19 protein-coding genes are annotated in these 23,478 nt (G+C 63.2%); 10 read left to right on the top strand and 9 right to left on the bottom strand.

Annotated features, from left to right (window positions below):
* Positions 1–5: 5 nt before the first annotated feature.
* Together XH90_RS21940 and XH90_RS21935 are read right to left on the bottom strand one after the other, a co-directional pair.
* Positions 6–3,143, bottom strand: coding sequence for a multidrug efflux RND transporter permease subunit (locus XH90_RS21940; RefSeq protein WP_194476420.1), 3,138 nt, complete (start codon positions 3,141–3,143; stop codon positions 6–8).
* A complete protein-coding gene (locus XH90_RS21935) occupies positions 3,140–4,315 on the bottom strand; it encodes an efflux RND transporter periplasmic adaptor subunit (protein WP_194476419.1) in 1,176 nt (391 codons plus the stop codon). The genes XH90_RS21940 and XH90_RS21935 overlap by 4 nt, the downstream gene beginning before the upstream one ends.
* A gap of 390 nt (positions 4,316–4,705) precedes the next feature.
* On the opposite strand from XH90_RS21935, the gene XH90_RS21930 reads away from it, so the two are divergent.
* From XH90_RS21930 to XH90_RS21900, 7 genes are all read left to right on the top strand, one after another.
* Positions 4,706–4,945 (top strand): hypothetical protein, encoded by a 240-nt coding sequence (locus XH90_RS21930; RefSeq protein ID WP_194476418.1) that lies wholly within the window; start codon positions 4,706–4,708, stop codon positions 4,943–4,945.
* 233 nt (positions 4,946–5,178) lie between these two features.
* On the top strand, positions 5,179–7,587 hold the full coding sequence (locus XH90_RS21925) for a TonB-dependent siderophore receptor (RefSeq protein WP_194476417.1): 2,409 nt from the start codon (positions 5,179–5,181) through the stop codon (positions 7,585–7,587).
* 305 nt (positions 7,588–7,892) lie between these two features.
* Complete coding sequence (locus XH90_RS21920) at positions 7,893–10,451, top strand: TonB-dependent siderophore receptor (protein ID WP_194476416.1); 2,559 nt, start codon at positions 7,893–7,895, stop codon at positions 10,449–10,451.
* A gap of 20 nt (positions 10,452–10,471) precedes the next feature.
* Entirely contained in the window at positions 10,472–11,161 is a 690-nt protein-coding gene (locus XH90_RS21915) for a Fe2+-dependent dioxygenase (RefSeq protein ID WP_194476415.1), read from the top strand.
* On the top strand, positions 11,158–12,168 hold the full coding sequence (gene exbB / locus XH90_RS21910) for a tonB-system energizer ExbB (RefSeq protein WP_194476414.1): 1,011 nt from the start codon (positions 11,158–11,160) through the stop codon (positions 12,166–12,168). Before XH90_RS21915 ends, exbB begins: the two co-directional genes overlap by 4 nt.
* A gap of 3 nt (positions 12,169–12,171) precedes the next feature.
* Positions 12,172–12,633, top strand: a complete 462-nt coding sequence (gene exbD, locus XH90_RS21905; protein ID WP_194476413.1) for a TonB system transport protein ExbD — start codon at positions 12,172–12,174, stop codon at positions 12,631–12,633.
* A 10-nt stretch (positions 12,634–12,643) separates the two neighbouring features.
* Complete coding sequence (locus tag XH90_RS21900; protein WP_194476412.1) at positions 12,644–13,435, top strand: energy transducer TonB; 792 nt, start codon at positions 12,644–12,646, stop codon at positions 13,433–13,435.
* A gap of 7 nt (positions 13,436–13,442) precedes the next feature.
* Here the strand turns inward: XH90_RS21900 and XH90_RS21895 are convergent, their stop codons facing one another.
* The 7 genes from XH90_RS21895 to XH90_RS21865 form a co-directional block, all read right to left on the bottom strand.
* Positions 13,443–13,865, bottom strand: a complete 423-nt coding sequence (locus tag XH90_RS21895; protein ID WP_194482760.1) for a hypothetical protein — start codon at positions 13,863–13,865, stop codon at positions 13,443–13,445.
* A gap of 76 nt (positions 13,866–13,941) precedes the next feature.
* Entirely contained in the window at positions 13,942–14,622 is a 681-nt protein-coding gene (locus XH90_RS21890; protein WP_194482759.1) for a site-2 protease family protein, read from the bottom strand.
* Between the two features lie 121 nt (positions 14,623–14,743).
* A complete protein-coding gene (locus tag XH90_RS21885) occupies positions 14,744–15,136 on the bottom strand; it encodes a GFA family protein (RefSeq protein ID WP_194476411.1) in 393 nt (130 codons plus the stop codon).
* Between the two features lie 7 nt (positions 15,137–15,143).
* Positions 15,144–15,890, bottom strand: a complete 747-nt coding sequence (locus tag XH90_RS21880; protein WP_194476410.1) for an SDR family NAD(P)-dependent oxidoreductase — start codon at positions 15,888–15,890, stop codon at positions 15,144–15,146.
* A 30-nt stretch (positions 15,891–15,920) separates the two neighbouring features.
* Positions 15,921–16,652: an SDR family oxidoreductase gene (locus tag XH90_RS21875; protein ID WP_194476409.1), complete on the bottom strand. Its 732-nt coding sequence runs from the start codon at positions 16,650–16,652 to the stop codon at positions 15,921–15,923.
* Between the two features lie 129 nt (positions 16,653–16,781).
* On the bottom strand, positions 16,782–18,611 hold the full coding sequence (locus XH90_RS21870; protein WP_194476408.1) for an IlvD/Edd family dehydratase: 1,830 nt from the start codon (positions 18,609–18,611) through the stop codon (positions 16,782–16,784).
* A gap of 127 nt (positions 18,612–18,738) precedes the next feature.
* Positions 18,739–19,836 (bottom strand): LacI family DNA-binding transcriptional regulator, encoded by a 1,098-nt coding sequence (locus XH90_RS21865; protein WP_194476407.1) that lies wholly within the window; start codon positions 19,834–19,836, stop codon positions 18,739–18,741.
* Between the two features lie 205 nt (positions 19,837–20,041).
* Between XH90_RS21865 and XH90_RS21860 the strand changes: the two genes are divergently transcribed.
* From XH90_RS21860 to XH90_RS21850, 3 genes are all read left to right on the top strand, one after another.
* Positions 20,042–21,103 carry an ABC transporter ATP-binding protein gene (locus XH90_RS21860; protein WP_194476406.1) on the top strand — a complete coding sequence of 354 codons (1,062 nt, stop codon included), beginning with the start codon at positions 20,042–20,044 and terminating at the stop codon, positions 21,101–21,103.
* Positions 21,104–21,149: 46 nt separating this feature from the next.
* Positions 21,150–22,463, top strand: a complete 1,314-nt coding sequence (locus XH90_RS21855) for an ABC transporter substrate-binding protein (protein ID WP_194476405.1) — start codon at positions 21,150–21,152, stop codon at positions 22,461–22,463.
* A 65-nt stretch (positions 22,464–22,528) separates the two neighbouring features.
* Positions 22,529–23,476 carry a carbohydrate ABC transporter permease gene (locus XH90_RS21850; RefSeq protein ID WP_194476404.1) on the top strand — a complete coding sequence of 316 codons (948 nt, stop codon included), beginning with the start codon at positions 22,529–22,531 and terminating at the stop codon, positions 23,474–23,476.
* Positions 23,477–23,478: the final 2 nt, after the last annotated feature.

Raw genomic sequence — 23,478 nt, 5'->3', positions numbered from 1 at the left:
CAAGCTTACTCGGCGGCTTCCTTGACGGTGCCGTGCCCGGTCGTCTCGTGCTCGTCCTCGCCGGAGCTGCCCTTGAACAGGTTCGAGAACTTGTCGAGATAGAGATAAACCACCGGCGTGGTGAACAGCGTCAGCGCCTGGCTGACGATCAGGCCGCCGACCATGGCGTAGCCGAGCGGCTGGCGGATCTCGGCGCCGGTGCCGTGGCCGAGCATCAGCGGTACGCCGCCGAGCAATGCTGCCATCGTCGTCATCATGATCGGACGGAAGCGCAGCAGCGCGGCCTGGCGGATCGATTCCTCCGGCGTCTTGTTCTGATCGCGTTCGGCCGCGATGGCGAAGTCGACCATCATGATGCCGTTCTTCTTGACGATGCCGATCAGCAGAATGATGCCGATCAGTGCGATGAGGCTGAAGTCGAACCCGGCCGCCATCAGGATGAGCAATGCGCCGACGCCGGCCGAGGGCAGGGTCGACAGAATCGTGATGGGGTGGATGTAGCTCTCGTAGAGGATGCCGAGGATCAGATAGACCACGACCAGCGCCGCGAGGATCAACAGCGGCACGGTGCCGAGTGATTGCTGGAACGCCTGCGCGGTGCCCTGGAAGCTCGAGTTCAGCGTCGCCGGTGCGCCGAGATCGGCCATCGCCTTTTGTACGGACTGGGTGGCCTGGCCCAGCGCCACACCCTGCGCGAGGTTGAAGCTGATCGTGATCGCTGGGAACTGGCCCTGATGGCTGATCGAAAGCGGGCGGACCGGGTCAGTGGTCCAGGTCGCAAAGGTCGACAGCGGCACCTGATCGCCGGTGAGCGGCGACTTCAGGTAAAGTTTGTTCAGTGAATCGAGGTTGCCCTGCATCTCCGGCAGGATCTCCAGGATCACGTGATAGCTGTTGAGCTGTGTAAAGTACTGGGCGACCTGGCGCTGGCCGAACGCGTCATAGAGCGTGTCGTCGATCAGCTGCGGCTGGATGCCGTAGCGCGAGGCGGTGTCGCGGTTGATCTTGAGCTGGACCGTGGTGCCCTGGGTCTGCTGGTCGGTCGCGACGTCGCGCAGCTCCGGCAGCGTCTGCATCTTGGCGAGAATCTTCGGCGCCCATTCGTTGAGCTCGCCGAGATCGGCGTCCTGCAAGGTGAATTCAAACTGGGTGCGGGTCGGACGGCCGCCGAGGCGAACGTCCTGCGCTGCCTGCATGTAGAGGCGGGCGCCCTCGACCTTGTCGAACTGCGGGCGCAGCCGCCCGATGATCTGCTGGGCCGAAGCCTTGCGCTGGTCGCGAGGCTTCAGCGTGATGAAGAGGTTGCCGTTGTTGCCGGCTCGGCCGCTGCCGCCGATCGACATGGCGACGCTGGCGACGTCCGGATCGGCCAGGATGATCTTGCCGAGTTGCTCCTGGCGCTTGACCATTTCCTTGAAGGAGATGTCCTGCGAGGCTTCCGACGTGGCGGTGATCAGGCCCACGTCCTGTTGCGGGAAGAAGCCCTTCGGAATCAGGACGAAGAGGTAGATCGACAGTGCGAGTGTCGCAAAGAAGATGAAGAGCGTCGTTCGCTTCCAGCTCAGCGCGTGGTCGAGCACATATTCGTAGCCGCGCAGCATCGCGTCGAAGGCGCTCTCGCTCCACCGGTAGAACTTGCCGTGGGTGACCTCGCCATGGGCGCGAAGGAAGCGAGATGCCATCATCGGCGTCAGGGTCAGCGACACGAACATCGATACGAAGATCGTCATCGCCAGCACGACCGCGAATTCGCGGAACAGGCGCCCGATGATGCCGCCCATCAGGAGCAGCGGGATCAGCACCGCGACCAGCGAGATCGAGATCGAGACGATGGTGAAGCCGATTTCCTTCGAGCCTCTGAAGGCTGCGGCGAGCGGCTTTTCGCCTTCCTCGATGTAGCGCGTGATGTTCTCGAGCATCACGATGGCGTCGTCGACCACGAAGCCGACGGCGATCGTCAGCGCCATCAGCGAGAGATTGTCGAGCGAATAGCCGAACACCCACATCAGCGCGCAGGCGCCCAGCAGCGCCAGCGGAACCGTGACGGTGGGAATGACGGTCGCCCAGAAGCTGCGCAGGAAGACGAAGATGACCATGACCACGAGGGCGATGGTCAGGAGCAGCGTGTACTGCACGTCCTCGACCGCGGCGCGGATGGTCGTGGTGCGGTCGCTGATGACCTCGATCTTGATCGCCGGCGGGATCGCCGCCACGAGCCGGGGCAGGGTCGCCTTGATCCGGTCGACGGTCTCGATGACGTTGGCACCCGGCTGCTTGAACACGACCAGGAAGACGCCGCGCTTGCCGTTGGCCCAGGCGGCCTGCTTGGCGTCCTCGGGTCCGGTGACCGCCTGACCGATGTCCTTGATCCGCAAGGGACCGCCGTTGCGGTACGCGATGATGACGTCGTTCCAGTCCTTGGACTGGGTCAGCTGGTCGTTCGCATAGATCGTGTAAGCGCGCTTGTCGCCGTCGATGTTGCCCTTGGGGCTGTCGACGGTGGTGATGCCGATCGCGCTGCGGACGTCCTCCAGCGACAGGCCCTTGGCGACGAGCTTGCCCGGATCGATCTGCACGCGCACCGAGGGCTTCTGCTGGCCGCCGATGAAGACCTGCGCTACCCCCGAGAGCTGGCTGATCTGCTGCGCAAGCTGGGCATCGACCGCGTCGCTGACGCTGGTCAGCGGCAGCGTCTCCGATGTCGCCGACAAGAGCAGGATCGGGGCGTCGGCGGGATTGACCTTGCGGTAGGTCGGCGGCGACGGCAGGCTCTTCGGCAGCTGGCCGCTGGCGGCGTTAATGGCGCCCTGCACGTCGTTGGCGGCGCCGTCGATGCTGCGGTTGAGGTCGAACTGGATGGTGATCGAGGCGGTGCCCAGATAGCTCGTCGAGGTCATCTGCGCGATACCGGGAATCTGGGCGAACTGGCGCTCCAGCGGCTGCGCAACCGACGAGGCCATCGTCTCCGGGCTGCCGCCCGGCAGGTTGGCCGTGATCTGGATGGTCGGGAAGTCCACCTGCGGCAGCGGCGCGACCGGCAGCAGGGGATAGGCAACGAGGCCGACAAAAAGAATGCCGGCCATCAGCAGCGACGTGCCGATGGGATAACGGATGAAAGGTGCCGAAATCCCGCCTTCGGTCATTCCTGCTGAACCTTGTTTTTCTGGACCGGATCCGAACTCGCGACAGTCGTCGAGACGAGACTGCCGGGCTGCACCTTGTACTGACCGCCGGTGATTACTTGCTGGCCGGGGCTCAATCCCTCATCGACGACCGAACGTCCGTCGATGGAGTAGCTGACCTTGATCTTGTGCACCTCGGCCTTGTTGTCCTGGCCGACGGTATAAGCGTAGAGGCCGTTGGTCGAATGCTGGACCGCGTCATCGGGAACGATGGTCGCGTCTTTCAGCGTCCGCACCAAGAGGCGGGTCGATACCGATTGTCCCGGCCACAGCGTGTGTTCCTTGTTGTCGAACACTGCCTTGAGCCTGATCGTCCCGCTGGTCGTGTCGACCTGGTTGTTGATGACGGCAAGCTTGCCCTGCGCAAGCGTCTTCTTGCCGTCGGTGGTGAACGCGATCACCTTGAGCTCACCGGACTTCTGGCCCTCGCTGATATAGGGCAGCTGATCTTCCGGTGCGGTGAAGATCACCGTGATCGGCTCGACCTGCGCGATGCTGACGACGCCGGTCTGGCTCGAGGCGTTGACGATGTTGCCGATGTCGACCTGGCGCAGGCCGGCGACGCCGGTGATCGGCGACTTGACCTGGGTGTAGTCGAGCTGGGTCTGGGCGTTGGCGATCGCGGCTTCGTCGGCGGCGATCTGGGCGGTGAGCTGGGCAACGGTGGAACGTTGCGTATCGGTCTGCTGCCGCGTCGCGAATTCACCGAGCTTGGTATAGCGCTGGAGATCGAGATTGGCGTTGGCGAGACTGGCTTCGTCCTGCGCCTTCTTGGCCTTGGCCTGATCGAGGGCGGCCTGGAACGGGCGCGGGTCGATCTCGACCAGGAGATCGCCTTGCTTGACCATCTGGCCTTCGGTGAAGGCGACCTTGTCGATCTGGCCGTCGACACGCGTGCGGACCTGGACGGTGTTGAAGCCCTGAACGGTGCCAAGACCGGTGAGGTAGACCGGGAAGTCGACCTTCTGAACCGGAGCGATGCTGACGGGCACCGCGGGGGCTCGCGGCGCACCCTTCAGGGCGGTCTGGGTTTTCCCGGCTTCGGAGGCCGAGAATCGCTTCCAGCCGTAATAGCCGCCCCCGGCCACGGCTGCGATGATGACAATCCACAGGATCGGCCGCGACTTTTTCATATGTGAGCGTATCGGCTTGTATGCCCGAAACAACGAATTGCGGGGCTATCAAAGGGTTCCAGCACAGCTTGTATAATACACGCCAAGTTCCAGTGTAAACAGCACTATCCGTTGAGAAACCTAAACAATTGGAAAGCTTTGCACCCCGTAGGCAGGCGGGTGACGCAGCGGTGTGCAGTGCTGCATTTTTCCCTGACGAGCAAAGAGCGTGCAAAAGATAGGCAGTGCTCGCGGGCGGCGTGGGCGAGGCAACGAGAGGTGGAGGCGGCGCCTGGCCGCGAGGCGAGCGAACCAGGCTCGCGAGAACGGTTCTAAACCGGCCAGGCGGCGTTTCGGTTGTCAGCAAAATCAGCCTCGTCCATATCAGCGCCGCCACATCAGGAGTGCGGAATGGACGAATTGAACGGTAAGCTGATCGCGTGCCAGATCTTGATCACGGGGCTGATCGCGCGCGTCGCCAACGAGCAGCGCGATCCCTTGCGTTTCCTCACCGACTTCCGCGACGAGATCAAGGCCGTCGTCAACGGCGTCAACATCGCCGGCATGGACGATACCGATCGCGTCCGCGCGACGGCGCAGCGCACCGTCGACGAATTGTTCTCGCTGATGAAGCCGCCGAGCGGCGACTGACGGCTGCGCGAGATGTTGCGGGAAGGCAAGCGCTTCGATGTCTATCTGCATCAATGTGTCGCGCTACATTTCAGCGATTCCAAAATCGAAGTTTAGAATCGATTTGATCTAGACGTATTCAAGCGCTCTTGCGGCCCTCGTTGCATTGACCTGATTTTTTGCGGTCGATAGCACCGCCTCATCGTTCGTCGCGCATGTTGCGTATCGACGAATTTGGAATGGGGTGTGTTGGAATGGGGCTCGTGGTGGCTCCGCGATCGCTGCGTGCGATCGCGGCAAGAAATTCGGTTGAAGAGAAGCTCGATGGCAATTCCGGCAAGGCGACCTCAGTCGTCGCTGGTCTGATCGCGGTGGCCTCGGTGTCGAGCGGTGCGCAGGCGCAGCAGTCGAGCCTGCCGCCGGTGAACGTCGATGCCCCTGTCGAGCGTCCGCGCCCGTCAGCCTCGAAGCCGACACCGGAGCAGGTGCGTGCGCGCGACGCGCTTCGGCGTGCTGCGCAGCGCCAGCAGGCGCAGCAGGCCGCTGCTGCGGCGCCGGCCCCGGCCGGCGCCGTCGATCGCAATCCCTATGCCGATCCGGCCGCGCCCTACAAGGTCGATCACGTCCAGGCTTCCGGCAAGTTTCCCGAGCCGATGCTCAACACGCCTAAGACGATCACGGTGCTCAGCAAGGAAGTGCTCGAGGACAAGAACGCGACGACGCTGAAGGAGATCGGGCGCTCGACCGCGGGCGTGACGCTGGGGTCGGGCGAAGGCGGCAACGCCTTCGGCGACCGTTTCTTCATCCGCGGCTTCGACGCGCGCAACGACGTCTTCATCGACGGCATCCGCGATCCCGCCGTGTCGATCCGCGAGAATTTCTTCACCGAGCAGATCGAGATCCTGCGCGGCCCGGCGTCGTCCTATGCCGGTCGCGGCACCGCCGGCGGCGCCATCAACATCGTCACCAAGCAGGCCGGCGACGTCAACTTCAAGCGAATGGACACCGAGTTCGGCACCGACATGACCAAGCGCATCACGCTTGACGTCAACCAGGTCGTCGACCCGACCTTCTCGGTGCGCACCGGAGGTCTGTTCCAGGATGCCAATGTCGCCGGCCGCAACTACGTGACCGACGATCGCTGGGGCACCTTCCTGTCGACCAAGTACACCCCGACCAACGACATCAAGATCACGACGAACTACGTCCACACCGATCTCAGCGGCTATCCCGATTTCGGCGTGCCCTATTACAAGCAAGGCAACGTGCCGGTGACGTCGGCCGGCATTCCGCGCGAGACCTGGTACGGCTTCCTCAACCGCGATTTCCAGACCGCGCGGCAGGATTTCGGCACCGGGACGGCGGAGTACAAGGTCAACGAAGCCATCACTCTGACCAGCAAGGTACGCGGCGAGCATTCGCTGCTCAACTACATCGGCACGCTGCCGCAGAACCCGGTCACGACCAATTCCAACCCGCTGCTATGGACCACGACGGCGAGCGCGCAGAGCCGCTACCAGACCGTGGACGTGTGGGCGAACCAGAACGAGGCCACGTTCAAGCTCGATACCGGCGGGGTCAAGCACACCGCGGTGTTCGGTGTCGAATACACCAACGAGAACGTCTCGATCGACCGCTATGCGGGTCTCTCGTCGGAATTGGCGGGCGCGGGGTTTACCAGCAACGGCGCCGTTTCGGGGGTCAATCTCTACTCGCCGCAATACACCTACGCTCCCTTCGGGACGCCGTCGCTGACGGGCAATCCGACGCGCTATGGCGTCAACACCAGCAGCATCTACGTGATGGACACCGCGAACTGGCAGGACACCATCATCCTGAACGGTGGCGTCCGCTACGACGGCTACAACATGAGCTCGTCGACCAATTCGGCCTATCTGAAAATGAACTCCGATCTGGTCAACTACAATGTCGGCCTGGTCTACAAGCCGACGTCGATCGGCAGCATCTATGCGGCCTATGCGACCTCGGCCAATCCGTTCGGCTCGGAGCTCGACGCGACCGGTACCGACTACGGCGGCGTTCCCGCCAACACCGCCGTCCTGCTCGGGCCCGAGCGCAACAAGGCGGCCGAATTCGGCACCAAATGGGAGCTCGCCGATCGTCATCTGCTGGTCACAGCGGCGCTGTTCCAGACCACCAAGGACAATGCACGCGAGACGAACGCTTCGGGCGTGCTCACCTCGAACGCGGCCTACCGCATCCAGGGCATCGACATCGAGGCCGAGGGCAGGATCACCGATCGCTGGAGCGTGTTCGGCGGCCTGGTGCTGATGCAGTCCAAGGTCACACAGAGCAACATTGCGTCCAACATCGGCCTTCAGCTCGCCAACGTCGCGCACCAGTCGTTCAGCATGCTGACCAAATACAAGTTCGACGGCGATTGGGAAGTCGGTGGCCAGGCGGTGTACCGCTCGAAGGTCTATGGCGGCACCTTCGCGGCGAACACCGGCAACCTTCTGCCGAGCTATTGGCGTTTCGATGCGTTCGTCGAGAAGAAGATCGACAAGAACTGGACGATGAAGTTCTACGCGCAGAACCTCACCAACAAGCTCTATTACGACACGCTCTATCGCAGCGCGGTGCCGTTCGTCGCGGTCGCGCCGGGGCGCGCGTTCTACATCATCACGACGGCCAAGTTCTGATGAAGTTCTGATTGCGCCGCTTCAAATCGGGGATGCCTGCCACGGCAGGCGTCCCGCAGCTTCCGAAGGACCGATCGCGATGCGCGGACAATCTGCATCGCAAGGACGAACATCGGCTCCAGTTTAGAACGCTTACAAGATCAAGTTTAGAACCATTTCAAACTCGAGTTTAGAATCGTTTTGATCTGGATCGATTCAAAGTTGCTGTAGCCGTGACTTCGTTGACCCTCATTGCTGCGCTCGATACGACCAATGTGTCGCATTGTCGCAATGCGACACATTGCAGAAACGGAATGGGGCGTAGGATGGGTACGGCGAGGACTCCGCGGTCGTTGCGTTCGAGCGCGGCACGGCGAGCATCGGGCGGCAATTTCGAGGCCGCGACCGGCAAGACTGTTTCGACGGTTGCCAGCCTGATTGCGGTCGCATCTGTCTCGAGTGGAGCCCAGGCCCAGCAAACATCTCTACCACCCGTGAACGTCGACGCGCCGAAGGAGCGGCCGCGGTCCACCACGGCGAAACCGACGTCCGACCAGGTCCGCGCCCGAAACGCGCTGCGCCGTGCCGCCCAGCAACGTCAACAGGCCGCGAGTGCCCCCATCGTCGATGCGAATGCACCGGCTGCCGATCGCAATCCCTATGCGGATCCCGCCGCGCCCTACAAGGTCGATCACGTGCAGGCCAGCGGCAAGTTTCCGGAGAAGCTGGTCGACACGCCGAGGTCGGTGACGGTGCTGTCGAAAGAGGTTCTGGAAGACAAGGGCGCCACGTCGTTGAAGCAGGCGATTCTGAGCACGGCCGGCGTCACGCTCGGCTCGGGCGAGGGCGGCAACGCCTTTGGCGACCGCTTCTTCATCCGCGGTTTCGACGCGCGCAACGACATCTTCATCGACGGTGTGCGCGACGCCGGTGTCAGCGTCCGCGAGAATTTCTTCACCGAGCAGGTCGAGATCCTGCGTGGCCCGGCCTCGTCCTTCTCCGGTCGCGGTACCGCAGGTGGCGCGATCAACATCGTGACCAAGCAGGCCACGACGGAAAAGAGTTTCTACGACATGGACACCACGTTTGGCACGGACCAGACCAAGCGTGTGACCCTCGACGTCAACCAGGTGATCTCGCCGACGCTGGCCGTTCGTGCCGGCGGCCTGTTCCAGGATGCGGACGTTGCGGGAAGGGACCGCATCAAGGACAACCGCGACGGCGCGTTTGTCGCGACCACCTGGAAGCCGACCGACGCCATCAAGATCACGACAAACTACGTCCACACCGAACTGACCGGTATTCCGGATTTCGGCGTGCCCTATTATCGGCCAAGCACGGCGAGCACTGCCGGCGGGCCGTTCCCCGACTTCGGCGTCAACCGCAACAATTTCTACGGCTTCGTCAATCGCGACTTCTACAGGACCGGCCAGGACATCGGTACCATCAATGCCGAGATCCAGATCACGCCAGATCTGTCGCTGACAAACAAGATTCGGGAATCGCACTCGACGCAGAACTACATAGGTACCCTGCCGGAATCGCCGGTCATCACCAGCAACAGTCCGGCATTGTGGACGCTTTCTGCCAACCCCCAGAGCCGATACCAAGCCACGGATGTGTTCGCCAATCAGACCGAGGCGACGTACAAGTTCGACGACTACACCGGCTTCAAGCACACGCTGCTTGCAGGCATTGAATACAACAACGAGCGATCGTCGATCGACAGCTACACGGGGCTTGGCTCCGAGATCACGACCGGAACGACAAGTTTCACCGGTACTGGTTCGCTGCCCGGTGTCAGTGTCTTCTGGCCGCAGTATACAGACATTCCGTTCGGGATCCCGTCAGGCCTGACGGGCAGACCGACCAAGATCAAGATTGATACCGTCAGCGGCTACGTGGTGGACAGCGCGAATTATCGCGACGTCCTGATCCTCAATGGCGGCTTCCGCTATGACGATTACAGCATCAAGACGTCGGCCTACACGGCGGCCGGCGCCTTCGGTCAGCAGTCGGCGGAGTTCCTGGTCCCGGATTTCAACCTCGGCCTCACGCTGAAGCCGCTGCCGAATGGCAGCGTCTATGTGGCCTATGCGACTTCAGCCAACCCGGTGGGCTCCGAGTTCGACGGCACCAGCACGGCCTATGGCGGCATCAATCCGAACCTCGCCGGAGGCAACAACCAGATCTTCGGGCCCGAGAAGAACAAGGCGATCGAACTCGGCACCAAGTGGGAGCTGTTCGACCGTCACCTCCTTCTGACAGCTGCGCTGTTCCAGACGACCAAGGAGAACGCGCGCGAGGCGCAGAATGTCGGCAGCGCGGCCGCCGCTGCGGCGCTGGGCTGCACCTATGCGCCCGTCGCTCCGGCAACCACCGTCTCCTGCGTCACCGCTGGCGCGGCCTATCGTGTCCGCGGCATCGATCTCGGCGTGGGCGGAAAGATCACGGACAAGTGGAGCGTGTTCGGCGGCCTCGTGCTGATGCAATCGGAGGTCACGAAATCGCTGGCACCGCCCGCCAATTCGACGCTCTTTGCGTCGAATGTCGGGCTGCCGCTCGCCAACATCGCACATCAGTCCTTCAGCATGCTCACGAAGTACCAGTTCAACGACACCTGGGAGCTTGGCGGGCAGGCGGTGTACCGCTCGAAGATCTACGGCGGCACCTTGCTTGCGGCCAACCAGGGCACGTCGATTCCGAGCTATTGGCGCTTCGATGCATTCGCGGAAGCGAAGATCAACAAGAACTGGCGGCTGAAGGTGTATGTGAACAACATCTTCGACAAGCGCTATTACGACGCATTGTACCAGAGCGCTGCACCCTTCGTGCTGGAAGCACCGGGACGTGCCGCCTATCTGACGATCTCTGCACGCTACTGATGGAGTAACGACGAGGTGCCATGCTGACATGCATAGAAGGCGTCCTGAGCAAGGATGACGTAACGGAGTTCCGCCGCGTCATGGACGCCGCCGAATGGGAAGACGGCCGCTCCACGGCGGGCGCGCAGTCGGCGATGGTCAAGCGCAACGAACAATTGCCGCCAGACAGCGAGGTCGCGCGCAAGCTCGGCAATCGCATCATCTCGGCGTTGACCGCGAACCCGCGATTTCTGGCAGCGGCCATCCCGCTCCAGATCTTTCCGCCGCTGTTCAACCGCTATGCGGCCAGCAGCGGCCACCATTTCGGCCTGCATGTCGACAACGCGATCCGCGGCGACCGCCTGACCGGCCTCCGCATCCGCACCGATCTGTCGGTCACGCTGTTCCTCAGCGAGCCCGAGGATTACGACGGTGGCGAACTTGTGATCGAGGACACCTACGGCTCGCACGAAGTCAAGTTGCCAGCCGGGGACTGCGTGCTCTATCCCTCGACCAGCCTGCATCTGGTCACTCCGGTGAGCAGGGGGGCGCGGGTTGCGTCTTTCTTCTGGCTCCAGAGCATGATACGGGACGATCAAGCCCGCAGCATGATCTTCGACCTCGACACCGCCATTCAGGCGCTGGTGACACGGCTCGGGCGTGACGATCCCGAAACGGTCAAATTGACGGGTATCTATCACAATCTCATTCGCACCTGGGCCGAAGTATGAAGATCACATCTTTCCGAGCTAGCCTCGCTGCAGCCGTGCTGCTGACGGCCACCTGGCTCGCAGTCCCCGTTTCTGCCCAAACACAAACCCAGCCGGTCGCGCCGGCCCGACCTGCGGCCGCATCGGCGCCTGTGGCGGCCCAGCCGGCGCCGGCCGCTCCCGCTGCCACGGTGCAACCAAGCGCGGTTGCCGCGCCTGCACCATCGACGACGGCTCCCGCTGCTGCGCCTGTCGCCGCGACGCCCGGTGCGCCTGCGACTAACGTTGCCGTGGCCCCGGCATCCGAGGCGGCTCCGAAGGCCGGCATCGCGCCGGCCATGAAGGAATTGTCGCCCTGGGTGATGTTCATGTCGGCGGACGTCATCGTGAAGGCGGTGATGATCGGGCTTGCTTTCGCTTCGCTCGTGACCTGGACTGTCTTCATCGCGAAGTCGATCGAGCTGTCGGTCGCGTCGGCCAAGCTGCGCTCGGCGCTGAAGAAGATTGCCGAGGTGCGCTCGCTCGCGGAAGCGCAGATGGCGCTCGGCACCAAGCAGGGCATCCTTCCGTCCTTCCTCGCAGCGGCACTGCGTGAGGCACGGATGTCGGCCGGGCTCTCCAGCGACATCGGCATCAAGGAGCGTGCGGCGTCGAGCTTCGCCGAGATCATGCGAGCCGAACAGCGCCGCATCCGCATCGGCATGGGCTTCCTCGCGACCATCGGCTCGACGTCGCCCTTCGTCGGCCTGTTCGGCACCGTGTGGGGTATCATGAACAGTTTTATCGGCATTTCGAAGTCGCAGACGACCAATCTTGCTGTCGTCGCCCCCGGCATCGCCGAGGCGCTGCTCGCCACCGCCATCGGCCTCGTCGCGGCAATCCCTGCCGTCATCATCTACAATCACTTCTCGCGCGTCACGAAGGGCTATCTCGAACTCGTCAGCCGCGCCTCGGGGGCGGCAGCTCGGCTGTTGTCGCGCGATCTCGATCGCAGCCACGGCAGCGCGCATTCGCGCGCGGCGGAGTAGGCCATGGCTGTTTCGCTCACCGACAACGATGACGACGACGATTTCTCGGAAACGCATGACATCAACGTCACGCCGTTCATCGACGTCATTCTGGTGCTGCTGATCATCTTCATGGTCGCGGCACCGTTGTCGACGGTCGATCTGCCGATCGATTTGCCGACCTCGAGCGCGACGCCGCAGAAAAAGCCGGACAAGCCGACCTATGTCAGCATCAAGCCCGATCTGACGCTGGCGATCGGCGAAAATGCGGTCAAGCGCGCCGATCTCGTCAGCTCGCTCGACGCACTCGCCGACATGAGCAAGGACAAATACGTGTTCCTGCGCGCCGACAAGGTCGTGCCTTACGGCGAGTTGATGGGCGTCATGGAAATCCTCCGCGCCGGCGGCTATTCTCGGATCAAGCTGGTGGCGCTCGAGGCACCTCCTGCGGCGGCGGGGCCGGCGCAAGGGGCAGTCCAACCCTGATGGCGGCGCGATGACCGACCCTGTGTTCGAGGCAAAATCCTCGCGGCCGTTGTGGATCCTGGCCGCCGTGGTGGCGGTTGGCCTGCATCTTGGCGGGGCCGCGCTGGCGCTCGCCAACCTCCGCCCCGATGACGGTGACGATGGCCTCGGTGCCAACGGCGCGGAATACGCCGTCGAAATGACCTCGCCAAAGCTCCCCGAGACGGATCTGCCGCCGGGGCCGGACAGCGAGGCCTCGCAGTACCAGCCGCAGCAGATGCAGCAGCAGGCCGAGGTGAAAGAAACCGACCTGCCGAAGGAAATCCCTCAAGAGGCCGAGGACCCGGATCGCCTCGTCACCGAGAACGACTCCAAGAAGCCGGTCGAGGAGACCACGAAGGTGGCCAAGGTCGAAACCCAGGCCGTCGAGGAGATGCCGAACGCCCAGGAATCGGCGCGGCAGGCGCTGAACGAGAACGCGCGCGAGGACGAGAAGGCGGCTGCCCCGCATCAGGGCATCGGCAAGGATATCCGCAAGCTGACGGCCGAATGGGGCAAGCGCATCAGCGCCTATTTCGAGTTGCACAAGCGCTATCCCAAGGACAAGAGCAAGACGACGACGGTCAAGCTCAGCCTGGTCCTGAACCGTCGCGGCAATGTCGTGTCCGTCGATGTGTCGCAATCCTCGGGCGACCCCGCCTTCGACAATGAAGCCATCTCGATGGTGCGCCGCTCGGATCCCGTCCCGGCGCCGCCGGCAGAACTCACGGAAGATCAGTTCGCCTTCAGCCTGCCGGTGAATTTCAAGAAGCCGGCGAAATAGCCGGCCGTCAGCGCCAGTAGAACTTGATCGAGACGTAGACCACGACCAGGCAGGCGAAGATCAGGGCCACCGGGAGGGGCCGCTTCTCGGTTCCGCCGAACATGGTCGCCCCGAACATCGCGGCCTTCTTCGCCTTGGGCGCGGGGCGCCGGAAGGCGGTAACATTGTCCGTCCCCGGTTCGGCTGGCCGGGTGCGGACGTCGGGCGGGTTCCCACCGCCGCCCATCTCCAGATAGTAGGATTTGTAGACCTCGGCGATGGTGGCCTCGGAGGCCTCGTCCTCGCTCATCCGCTCCAGCAGCTTCTTGTAGCCGTCGAGGAAGCCCTGTGCGTCCGGAGGCAGCGCCGACAGCCCGTTGAGCTTCGCCATCATCTTCCAGGTGGCGAAATCGGCGCGGGCACGGGTGTCGGCGCGTCGCGCGATCAGCATATCGGCAGCTTTGACCAAGTTGGCCTCTGGCCCTTCGGCTTTGTCTTCAAGTGTCTGTGGCGGGGTACGGATTCAACTACGCATTGCCTGTAGCTAAGAGAACAGCTTGAATCACATAACCGGTCAACGTTCGCAGTATTGCTGAAATAACATCAAGATTTAGACCGAACCGGGAACCGGCCAGCGGCAGCAGGATCAACAGCGCGATCAGGATCATCATGCCGAACGGCTCGAGCCGCGCCAGAGGCAGAGCAAGCGGCCGGGGCAGCAGCCCGACCGCGACCCGCCCGCCGTCGAGCGGTGGGATCGGCATCATGTTGAAGACCGCCAGCACGGCGTTGATCAGCAGCGCATTCTTGAGGTTGTCGAAGATCCATTGCGCCGAGCCCGCCGGCGCCAAAGGTAAGGCGTGGAGCGCGAGACCGGCCAACAACGCCAGCAGGATGTTGGTGATGGGACCGGCCAGGGCAACCCAGACCATGTCCAGCCTGGGATTGTTGAGGTTGCGAAAATTCACCGGCACCGGCTTGGCATAGCCGAACAGGAACGGCGAATGCGCAAACAGCAGCATCGCCGGCAGGATCAGGGTGCCGAACGGATCGATGTGGCGGAGCGGATTGAAGCTGACGCGGCCGAGCTGCCAGGCGGTGTTGTCGCCGAGCCGGTGCGCGACGAAGCCGTGCGCGGCCTCGTGGAGGGTGATGGCGAGCACCAGCGGCAGCACCCACACCGAGAGGTCATAGAAGGAAATGTTCACGTCGGCTGTCCCGGTTCTGCCTGTTGCCTTGCAGACGACCTGGCCAAACCGGCGGTGCAGCAACGCTTCAGGCCAGCATAGGGTGGCCGGTTCCGAATTGCCACGCTGCAAATGATCGGCGTCAGGCCGGAATCGTCCCCTGATATTGCTTCAGGCCGTCGTCGAGCTTCACCCAGGCGAGCTTTTCCGAGACCCATATGTGCTCTGTCGGCGCGAACGCGTTGCGGTCGTCGAAGGTCGCGAGCGCGACGCCCGCCAGCGTGCCGTTGCGTCGCCAGGAGAACAGCCGCGTGCCGCATGTCTTGCAGAACACGCGATCGATGTTTTCGGACGATGCGTATCGACCGGTGTCACCCTCGACGCTCAAGGCTTTCTGGTCGAACTGGGCGCGGGCGAAATAAGGTGAGCCCATCGCCTTCTGGCACATGCGACAATGGCAGATGCGCACGTTCAGCGGCTCGCCCTCCGCCTTGAACCGCACCGCGCCGCACAGACATCCACCTTGCCGGATCATGGCAGTCTCAATAGGTTGCGCGTCCGCCGGAGATGTCGAAAACGGCGCCGGTCGAGAACGCGCAGTCTTCGGATGCAAGCCAGCTCACCATCGCGGCGAGCTCCTCCACCAGCACGAAGCGGGCCTTGGGGATTTTCGACAACATGAAATCGATATGCTGCTGCGTCATCTGGTCGAAGATCGCGGTCTTGGCCGCCGCCGGCGTCACCGCATTCACGAGAATGTCATGCGCGGCGAGCTCCTTGCCGAGCGACTTCGTCAGCGCGATCAGGCCGGCCTTGGACGCTGAATAGTGCGAGGCGTTCGGATTGCCTTCCTTGCCGGCGATCGAGGCGATGTTCACGATGCGTCCGTATTTCTGCTCGAGCATCACGGGCACGATGGCCTTGCAGACGATGAAGGGACCGTCGAGGTTGATGCGCAGCACCTTGCGCCATTCCTCGAGATCGGTCTCCCAGACCGGCTTGTTGACGCCGGCGATGCCGGCGTTGTTGACAAGGATGTCGATCTTGCCGAAGGCTTTGAGCGTCGCATCGCGGGCCTGCTCGACACCCGCCGTGTCGGTGACGTCGACCTTGAATACCCGGACGTTGTCGCCGATCTCTTTCGCCGTCTTCTCGGCCAGCATCGAGTCAAAGTCCCAGATCGCGACCTTGGCGCCGGAGGCGACGAAGCGCTCGGCGATGGCGCGGCCGAAGCCCTGCGCGCCGCCGGTGACGACGGCGACGCGGCCGTTGAGATCAATCTTGTTCATGAGATGTGATCCTGTCCGAACCCTTGGGCGTCAGAGCATGTAGCCGCCGTCGACGACGAGGTCGACACCGGTGGTGAAGGCGCTCTCGTCGCTGCCGAGATAGATCGCCATGTTGGCGATTTCGTCGGCGGTGCCGAGCCGGCCCATTTTCTGGCGGGAGATGAACATCTCCTTGCCCTGGGGGCCTTGCGCGGCAGCGCGATCGAGCATCGAGGGGGTCTCGACGGTGCCCGGGCAGATCGAATTGCAGCGGATGCCCTTGGTGATGAAGTCGAGCGCGACCGCACGCGTCAGCAGCGACACCGCGGCTTTCGACGAGCTGTAGACGTAGCGGTTCGCTGGCGGCCGCAGCGCCGCGCAGGACGAGATGTTGACGATGCTGCCGCCGCCGCCCGCGAGCATGTCGGGCAGGAACGCCTTGATGGTCCGGTGCATCGACTTGACGTTGAGGTCGAACGAAAAGTCAAAATCCTCTTCCGAGCACTCCAGGATAGTGCCGTGGTGGACGAAACCGGCCGCGTTGAGCAGGATGTCGATCTTGCCGACGCGCTTGGCGAAGGCGTTGACGTCGGCGGTGTTGCGGACGTCGAGCTTGGCGACCTCGGCGATGCCTTCCTTGGTCAGGCCGGCGATGCCGGCCTCGTTGATGTCGGTGGCGATGACGGTTGCGCCCTCACGCGCGAACGCGAGCGCGCATGCGCGCCCGATGCCTGCCGCAGCAGCCGTGATGACGGCGCGCTTTCCCTTGAGGCGGTCTGCCATGTTCTTGTTCTCCTTTGAGTTCGTCATCCCGGGGCGCGCCTCTTGGCGCGAGCCCGGAATCCATAATCACGATGGTGGTTATGGATTCCGGGCTCGCGACGTCGTCGCGCCCCGGAATGACAGTTGTTGCTAGTGATTATCCCGCGGCACGCCAAACGCCGAGGCGACGTTCTGGTAGCGCGTGGCGAGCTCCATGCAGGCGCCGGTCGATTGCTGGCCGACGGTGTTGCGATAGATCTCCTGCCAAGGCGTCTGGTTCGGCGGATGCTTGAAGCCGCCGGCGGCCTTGAGCCCGGCATGGCGCTTCTTCAGCTCCTCGTCCGAGATCAGGATGTTGGCGCTGCCCTTGTTGAGGTCGATACGCACCTTGTCGCCGGTCTTCAGGATCGCGAGCCCGCCGTTGGCGGCGGCTTCCGGCGAGGCGTTGAGGATCGACGGCGAGCCCGAGGTGCCGGACTGGCGGCCGTCGCCGATGCAGGGCAGGGACAGGATGCCGCGTTTGATCAGCGCCGCCGGCGGCTGCATGTTCACGACCTCGGCGCCACCGGGGTAGCCGATCGGGCCGGTGCCGCGGATGAACAGCACGCAGTGCTCATCGATGTCGAGCGAGGCATCGTCGATCCGCTCGTGATAGTCCTCCGGGCCTTCGAACACGACGGCGCGGCCCTCGAAGGCGTTCAGATCCTTCGGGTTGTTGAGATAGCGATCGCGGAATTCCTTGGAGATCACGCTCGTCTTCATGATCGCGGAATCGAACAGATTGCCCCTCAGCACCAGGAAGCCGGCGTCCTTCACCAGCGGCTTGTCGTAAGTCCAGATCACGTCGTTGTCGGGCTGGGCCGCGTTCTTGCAGTTCTCGCCGATGCCGCGGCCGTTGACGGTGATCGCATCCTCGTGGATGCGCTTGTGCTTCATCAGTTCGCGCACCACCGCCGGCACGCCGCCGGCGCGGTGGAATTCCTCGCCGAGATAGAAGCCGGCCGGCTGCATGTTGACCAAGAGCGGCACGTCGTGGCCGAACTTCTGCCAGTCGTCGATCGACAGTTCCACGCCGATATGGCGGGCGAGCGCGTTGATGTGGATCGGCGCGTTGGTCGAGCCGCCGATCGCCGAATTGATGACGATGCAGTTCTCGAACGCCTTGCGGGTCAGGATGTCCGAAGGCTTGAGATCTTCCCAGACCATCTCGACGGCGCGTTTTCCGGTCTCGTAGGCGATCTGGCCGCGCTCACGGTAGGGGGCGGGGATCGCCGCGCAGCCCGGCAGCGAGAAGCCGAGCGCTTCGGCGAGGCCATTCATGGTCGAGGCCGTGCCCATGGTGTTGCAATGGCCGACCGAAGGCGCCGAGGACGCCACGATCTCCATGAACTCTTCATAGTCGATCTCGCCGGCAGCAAGCCGCTCGCGCGACTTCCAGACGATGGTGCCGGAGCCGGTGCGCTCGCCATTGTGCCAACCATTGAGCATCGGGCCACCCGACAGCACGATCGCCGGCAGGTTGACGGTCGCCGCCGCCATCATCAAGGCGGGTGTGGTCTTGTCGCAGCCGGTGGTGAGGACCACGCCGTCGAGCGGATAGCCGTAGAGGACCTCGACCAGGCCGAGATAGGCGAGGTTGCGGTCGAGCGCCGCGGTCGGGCGCTTGCCGGTCTCCTGGATCGGGTGGGTCGGGAATTCCATCGCAATGCCGCCGGCCTCGCGGATGCCTTCGCGGACGCGATGGGCCAGCTCGATATGGTGACGATTGCAAGGGGAGAGGTCGTTGCCGGTCTGCGCGATGCCGATGATCGGCTTGCCGGACTGGAGCTCGGCGCGGGTGAGGCCGAAGTTCAGATAGCGCTCCATATAGAGCGCGGTCATGCCCGGATTATGCGGGTTGTTGAACCAGTCCTGCGAGCGAAGGTGGCGGCGGGCGCCGTTGCCGGCAGGCGCGTGCCCATTGGTTGGCTTTTTTGTCACTGGATTCTCCTTCAATGCAAACGCACGGATCGACGTCCCGGATGTCGGTCGGTGCGATGCCCGGCAGCGCGAGCATGTCTTGACGGCCCGCCTGCTGGCGAACGTTTCCTCACGATTGCGATACTACTCATGGGTCGTTGGTAACGCTATCATTTTGTACGGCTGGCACCCATTCCGGTGCGCGAGGGCTGGCTGCCGACCGCTGTGTCTGCGAGCTCTGCCGCTCGATCACGGTAAAGCCGAGATCCAGCACGGGCTCCTCGGGGCGCTTGCCTTCGATCGCCTCGATCAGCATCGCGGCAGCAGTGCTGCCCATCTCGTAACGATTGGTCCTTACGCTCGTGAGCGTCGGCACCGAAGAGGCCATGAATTCGAGGTCGTTGAAGCCGACTATCGCGATCTGATCGGGGACAGCGATCTCCCGGCGACGGCATTCGAAGAGAACGCCGAGCGCGAGGTCGTCATTGGCGCAGAAGACCGCGTCGATATCGGGCTCGCGCGCGAGCAGATCGGCGAACAGCGCACCGCCGAGCGTCACCGAAGTCGGCGTTGCCGTCGTCACGATCAACCTCTGGTCGAACAGGCCGGCGTCTTTCACGGCGGCGGCATAGCCGTCGAGCCGGCGCTGGACCCGGGGGTCCATGCGGGCGCCGACGAAGCCGATTCTGCGATGACCCTGCGCGAACAAATGGGCAATTGCCGCGCGTGCTGCATCATAATGGGAAAAGCCGATCATCATGTCGACCGGGTTGGGACCGATTTCCATGATCTGCACGATCGGGCAGTCGGCCGCCTCCAGCATCGCGCGCGATTCCGCGGTCTGGTCGATGCCTGTGACGATGAGTCCCGCCGGCTTCTGCGCCAGAAACAGCCGCAGCAATTTCTCCTCCTGGAGAATGCTGTAGCGTGTGTTGGAGAGCTGGATCGAGTAGCGGCTGCCTTCGGAGGCGTCATAGATGCCGCGCAGCACGTCCGAAAACACGTTGTTGGTCAGTGACGGAATCAAGACACCGATCACCTCGGTGCGCTGCGAGGCCAGCGCGCGTGCCGCAAGGTTGGGCACATAGCCGAGCTCCCGCGCCGCGCTTTCGACCCGCGTCCGCTTGGCGACCGACAGCGCCTCGGGATTCCGGAAGAAGCGGGATGCGGTAATCGGGCTGACGCCGGCCAGCTCGGCCACTTCCGCCAACCGAATCTTGCCAGACTTGGTGCGCTTTCGACCCATTTGTTGCTCTTAACACAGTCACTCCCGCAAACAAAGGAACGTTGACAGCGCTACCAGCAACGACTAACCAAAGAGAAATTGCCAAAGCCGCGCAAACTGCTGACAATGTCGCCTGTTAAAGAGGGGCTTCGGGTCGGCGAAGTTCAGAAAAAACAAGACGGTGGCGGCGCCAGGTTTGCGTCGTCGGGTCTGAGGAGGGAGCTAGATGTCGTCTGTGCAAATCCGCGACGTGCGGAAATCGTTCGGCAATTTTGAAGTCCTGCACGGCGTGTCGATCCCGATCGAGGACGGCCAGTTCGTCGTCCTGGTTGGCCCTTCCGGTTGCGGCAAGTCGACGCTTCTGCGCATGCTCGCCGGTCTCGAGAACATCACGTCGGGCACGATTTCGATCGGCGACCGCGTCGTCAACAATGTCCAGCCGAAGGAGCGGGACATTGCGATGGTGTTCCAGAACTACGCGCTCTATCCGCACATGACCGTCGCCGAGAACATGGGCTTCTCGCTGAAGCTGCGGAATGCCGGCTCGGACGAGATCGGCAAGCGCGTCAAGCGCGCCGCCGAAATCCTCGCGCTGTCGCCGCTGCTCGATCGTTATCCGCGTCAGCTTTCGGGCGGTCAGCGCCAGCGCGTCGCCATGGGCCGTGCCATCGTGCGCGATCCGCAGGTGTTCCTGTTCGACGAGCCCTTGTCGAATCTCGACGCCAAGCTGCGCGTAGCCATGCGCACGGAGATCAAGGAGCTGCACCAGCGGCTCAAGACCACGACCGTCTACGTCACCCACGACCAGATCGAGGCCATGACCATGGCCGACAAGATCGTCGTGATGCATGACGGAATCGTCGAGCAGATGGGCACGCCGCTCGAACTCTATGACAGGCCGGAAAACCAGTTCGTCGCCGGCTTCATTGGCTCGCCGGCCATGAATTTCCTGAAGGGGCACATCCGCGTCAACGGCGTTGCGACCTTCGAGGGACCGAACGGCGTCAAGCTGCCGCTCAAGAGCGCGCCGGCTGCCTCGGACGGCAAGCCCGTGGTTTACGGCGTCCGTCCCGAGCATTTCACGATTGCCGACGACGGCGCCGACGCCGAGATCGTCGTGGTCGAGCCGACCGGCTCGGAGACGCAGGTGTTTGCGAAGGTCGGTGGCGAGCAGGTCGTCGCGGTCTTCCGCGAGCGCCACCAGTTCAATCCGGGCGACAAGGTCAAGTTGAAGCCGGATCCGACCGTGGTTCACCTGTTTGACGAGGCGACAGGCAAACGTCTGTAGCGACTTCAGAACGACCAAATACAATCAAAAAATCAGGGAGAGAATGATGAGCGATTTCGACAGGCGAAGTGTGCTTAAAGCCGGCCTGGGCGGTGCAGCGTTGCTGGCTGGCCCAGGTATCGTCCCCGTCCGTGCGGCGGAGTGGACCAACACGCCGGAGCCGAATGCCTCCATCCGCGTGCTGCGCTGGAAGCAGTTCATCCAGGCCGAGTTCGACAAGTTCGCGGAGCAGACCAAGAAGTTCTCCGAGAAGACCGGCATCAAGGTGAAGCTCGAGGCCGAGAGCTGGGAGGATATCCGGCCGAAGGCGGCGGTCGCCGCCAATGTCGGTGCCGGTCCCGACCTCATCATCGGTACGCTCGACGATCCCTTCAAATTCCCCGAGAAGCTGATTGACGTGACCGACGTCGCCACCTATCTCGGCGCGCAGTATGGCGGCTGGTACCCGGTGGCGGAGCGCTACGGCAGGAAGGGCGACAGCTGGATCGCCATTCCGCAAGGCGCGACTGGCGGCTGCCTCAACTACCGCATCAGCCATATGAAGGCGGCAGGCTTCGAGCAGTTTCCCAAGGATACCGACGGCTTCCTCAAGCTCTGCCAGGCGCTGAAGAAGAACAATACGCCGGCCGGCTTCGCGCTCGGTCATGCCACGGGCGATGCCAACGGCTGGTGCCAGTGGGCTCTGTGGGCGTTCGGCGGCAAGGTCGTCAACGAGAAGAACGAGGTCGTTATCGACTCGCCCGAGACGATCGCCGCGATCGAATACGTCAAGCAGCTCTATGCGACCTTCATTCCGGGCGTGTTGTCGTGGAACGACTCGAACAACAACAAGGCGTTCCTCAACGGCGAGCTCAGCCTCACCTTGAACGGCATCTCGATCTGGACCGTGGGCAAGACCTCGCCTGATCCGAAGCAGCAGGAGATCGCCAAGGACATGGACCACGCGCCGATGCCGATCGGCCCCGTGGGCGTGGCGACCGAGCAGCAGAACGTCCTCGTCTACTACGGCTACAAGCACTCGAAGTATCCGAAGGCGGTCAAGGAATACATCAAGTTCATGATGGACAAGGAGAACTACGACGCGTGGGAGGTCGCCTCCAACGGCTACGTCTCGCCGCCGCTCCCGGCCTACAACAACAACCCGGTGTGGACCTCCGATCCCAAGATCACGCCGTATCGCGACTGCCTGAAGCGCTGCCGCGACAACGGTTATGCCGGCGATCTCGGCTACGCCTCGGCCGCCGTAATGGGCGACTTCGTCGTGGTCGACATGTTCGCTGAAGCCGCCTCCGGCTCGGCCACGCCGCAGGAAGCAGCCAAGCGCGCTGCTGAGCGTGCCAAGCGCTACTACCAGGTCTGATCCGCACGCACGGCGGCGTCCACTTTGCTGGGCGCCGCCGTCGTCGTTCTCTAGGGGAATCCGACATGGCAGTCATTGCCGAGCCCGTCGCGGTGCAGCTCAAGCGCAGCAGCCTGTGGAGCAGGGCTTTCGAAAGCCGGAATTTTCTCGGCGCCATGTTCATGGTGCCGGCGATCGCCATCCTGATCCTGTTTCTGGCTTACCCGTTGGCGCTCGGCTTCTGGCTCGGCATGACCGACACCAAGATCGGCGGCGTCGGCCGCTTCATCGGTTTCCAGAACTTCGTCTCGCTGTCCAAGGACAGCGTGTTCTGGCTCTCGGTGTTCAACACCATCTTCTACACGGTGTTCGCGAGCATCGTGAAATTCGCGATCGGACTCTATCTGGCCCTGCTGCTCAACGAGCGGCTGCCGTTCAAGTCGATGGTCCGCGCCATCGTGCTGTTGCCCTTCGTGGTGCCGACCGTGCTGTCGGCGATCGCGTTCTGGTGGATCTATGACAGCCAGTTCTCGATCATCTCCTGGGTGCTGATCAAGGCCGGCCTGATCACGAGCTACATCGAATTCCTCGGCGAGCCCTGGAATGCGCGCTGGTCGGTCGTGCTTGCCAATATCTGGCGCGGCGTGCCGTTTGTGGCGATCACGCTGCTGGCGGGGTTGCAGACGATCTCGCCCTCGCTCTACGAGGCCGCCAATCTCGACGGCGCCACCAACTTGCAGCGATTCCGCCACATCACGCTGCCGATGCTGTCGCCGATCATCGCCGTCGTGATGACCTTCTCGGTGCTGATGACGTTCACCGACTTCCAGCTGATCTACACCATCACGCGCGGCGGGCCGATCAACGCCACGCATCTGATGGCGACGCTGTCGTTCCAGCGTGCCATCACCGGCGGCAATCTCGGCGAGGGCGCGGCGATCTCGAATGCGATGATCCCGTTCCTGGTTGCCGCGATCCTGCTTAGCTTCTTCGGGCTTCAGCGCTCACGCTGGCAGCAGGGCGGGAGGGACTGACC

It is taken from the genome of Bradyrhizobium sp. CCBAU 53338 (genome assembly GCF_015291665.1).
In the GTDB taxonomy this organism is placed as follows: Bacteria; Pseudomonadota; Alphaproteobacteria; order Rhizobiales; family Xanthobacteraceae; genus Bradyrhizobium.
The sequence above is the reverse complement of the archived record's forward strand: the minus strand, read 5'-3'. Positions and strand labels throughout refer to the sequence as shown.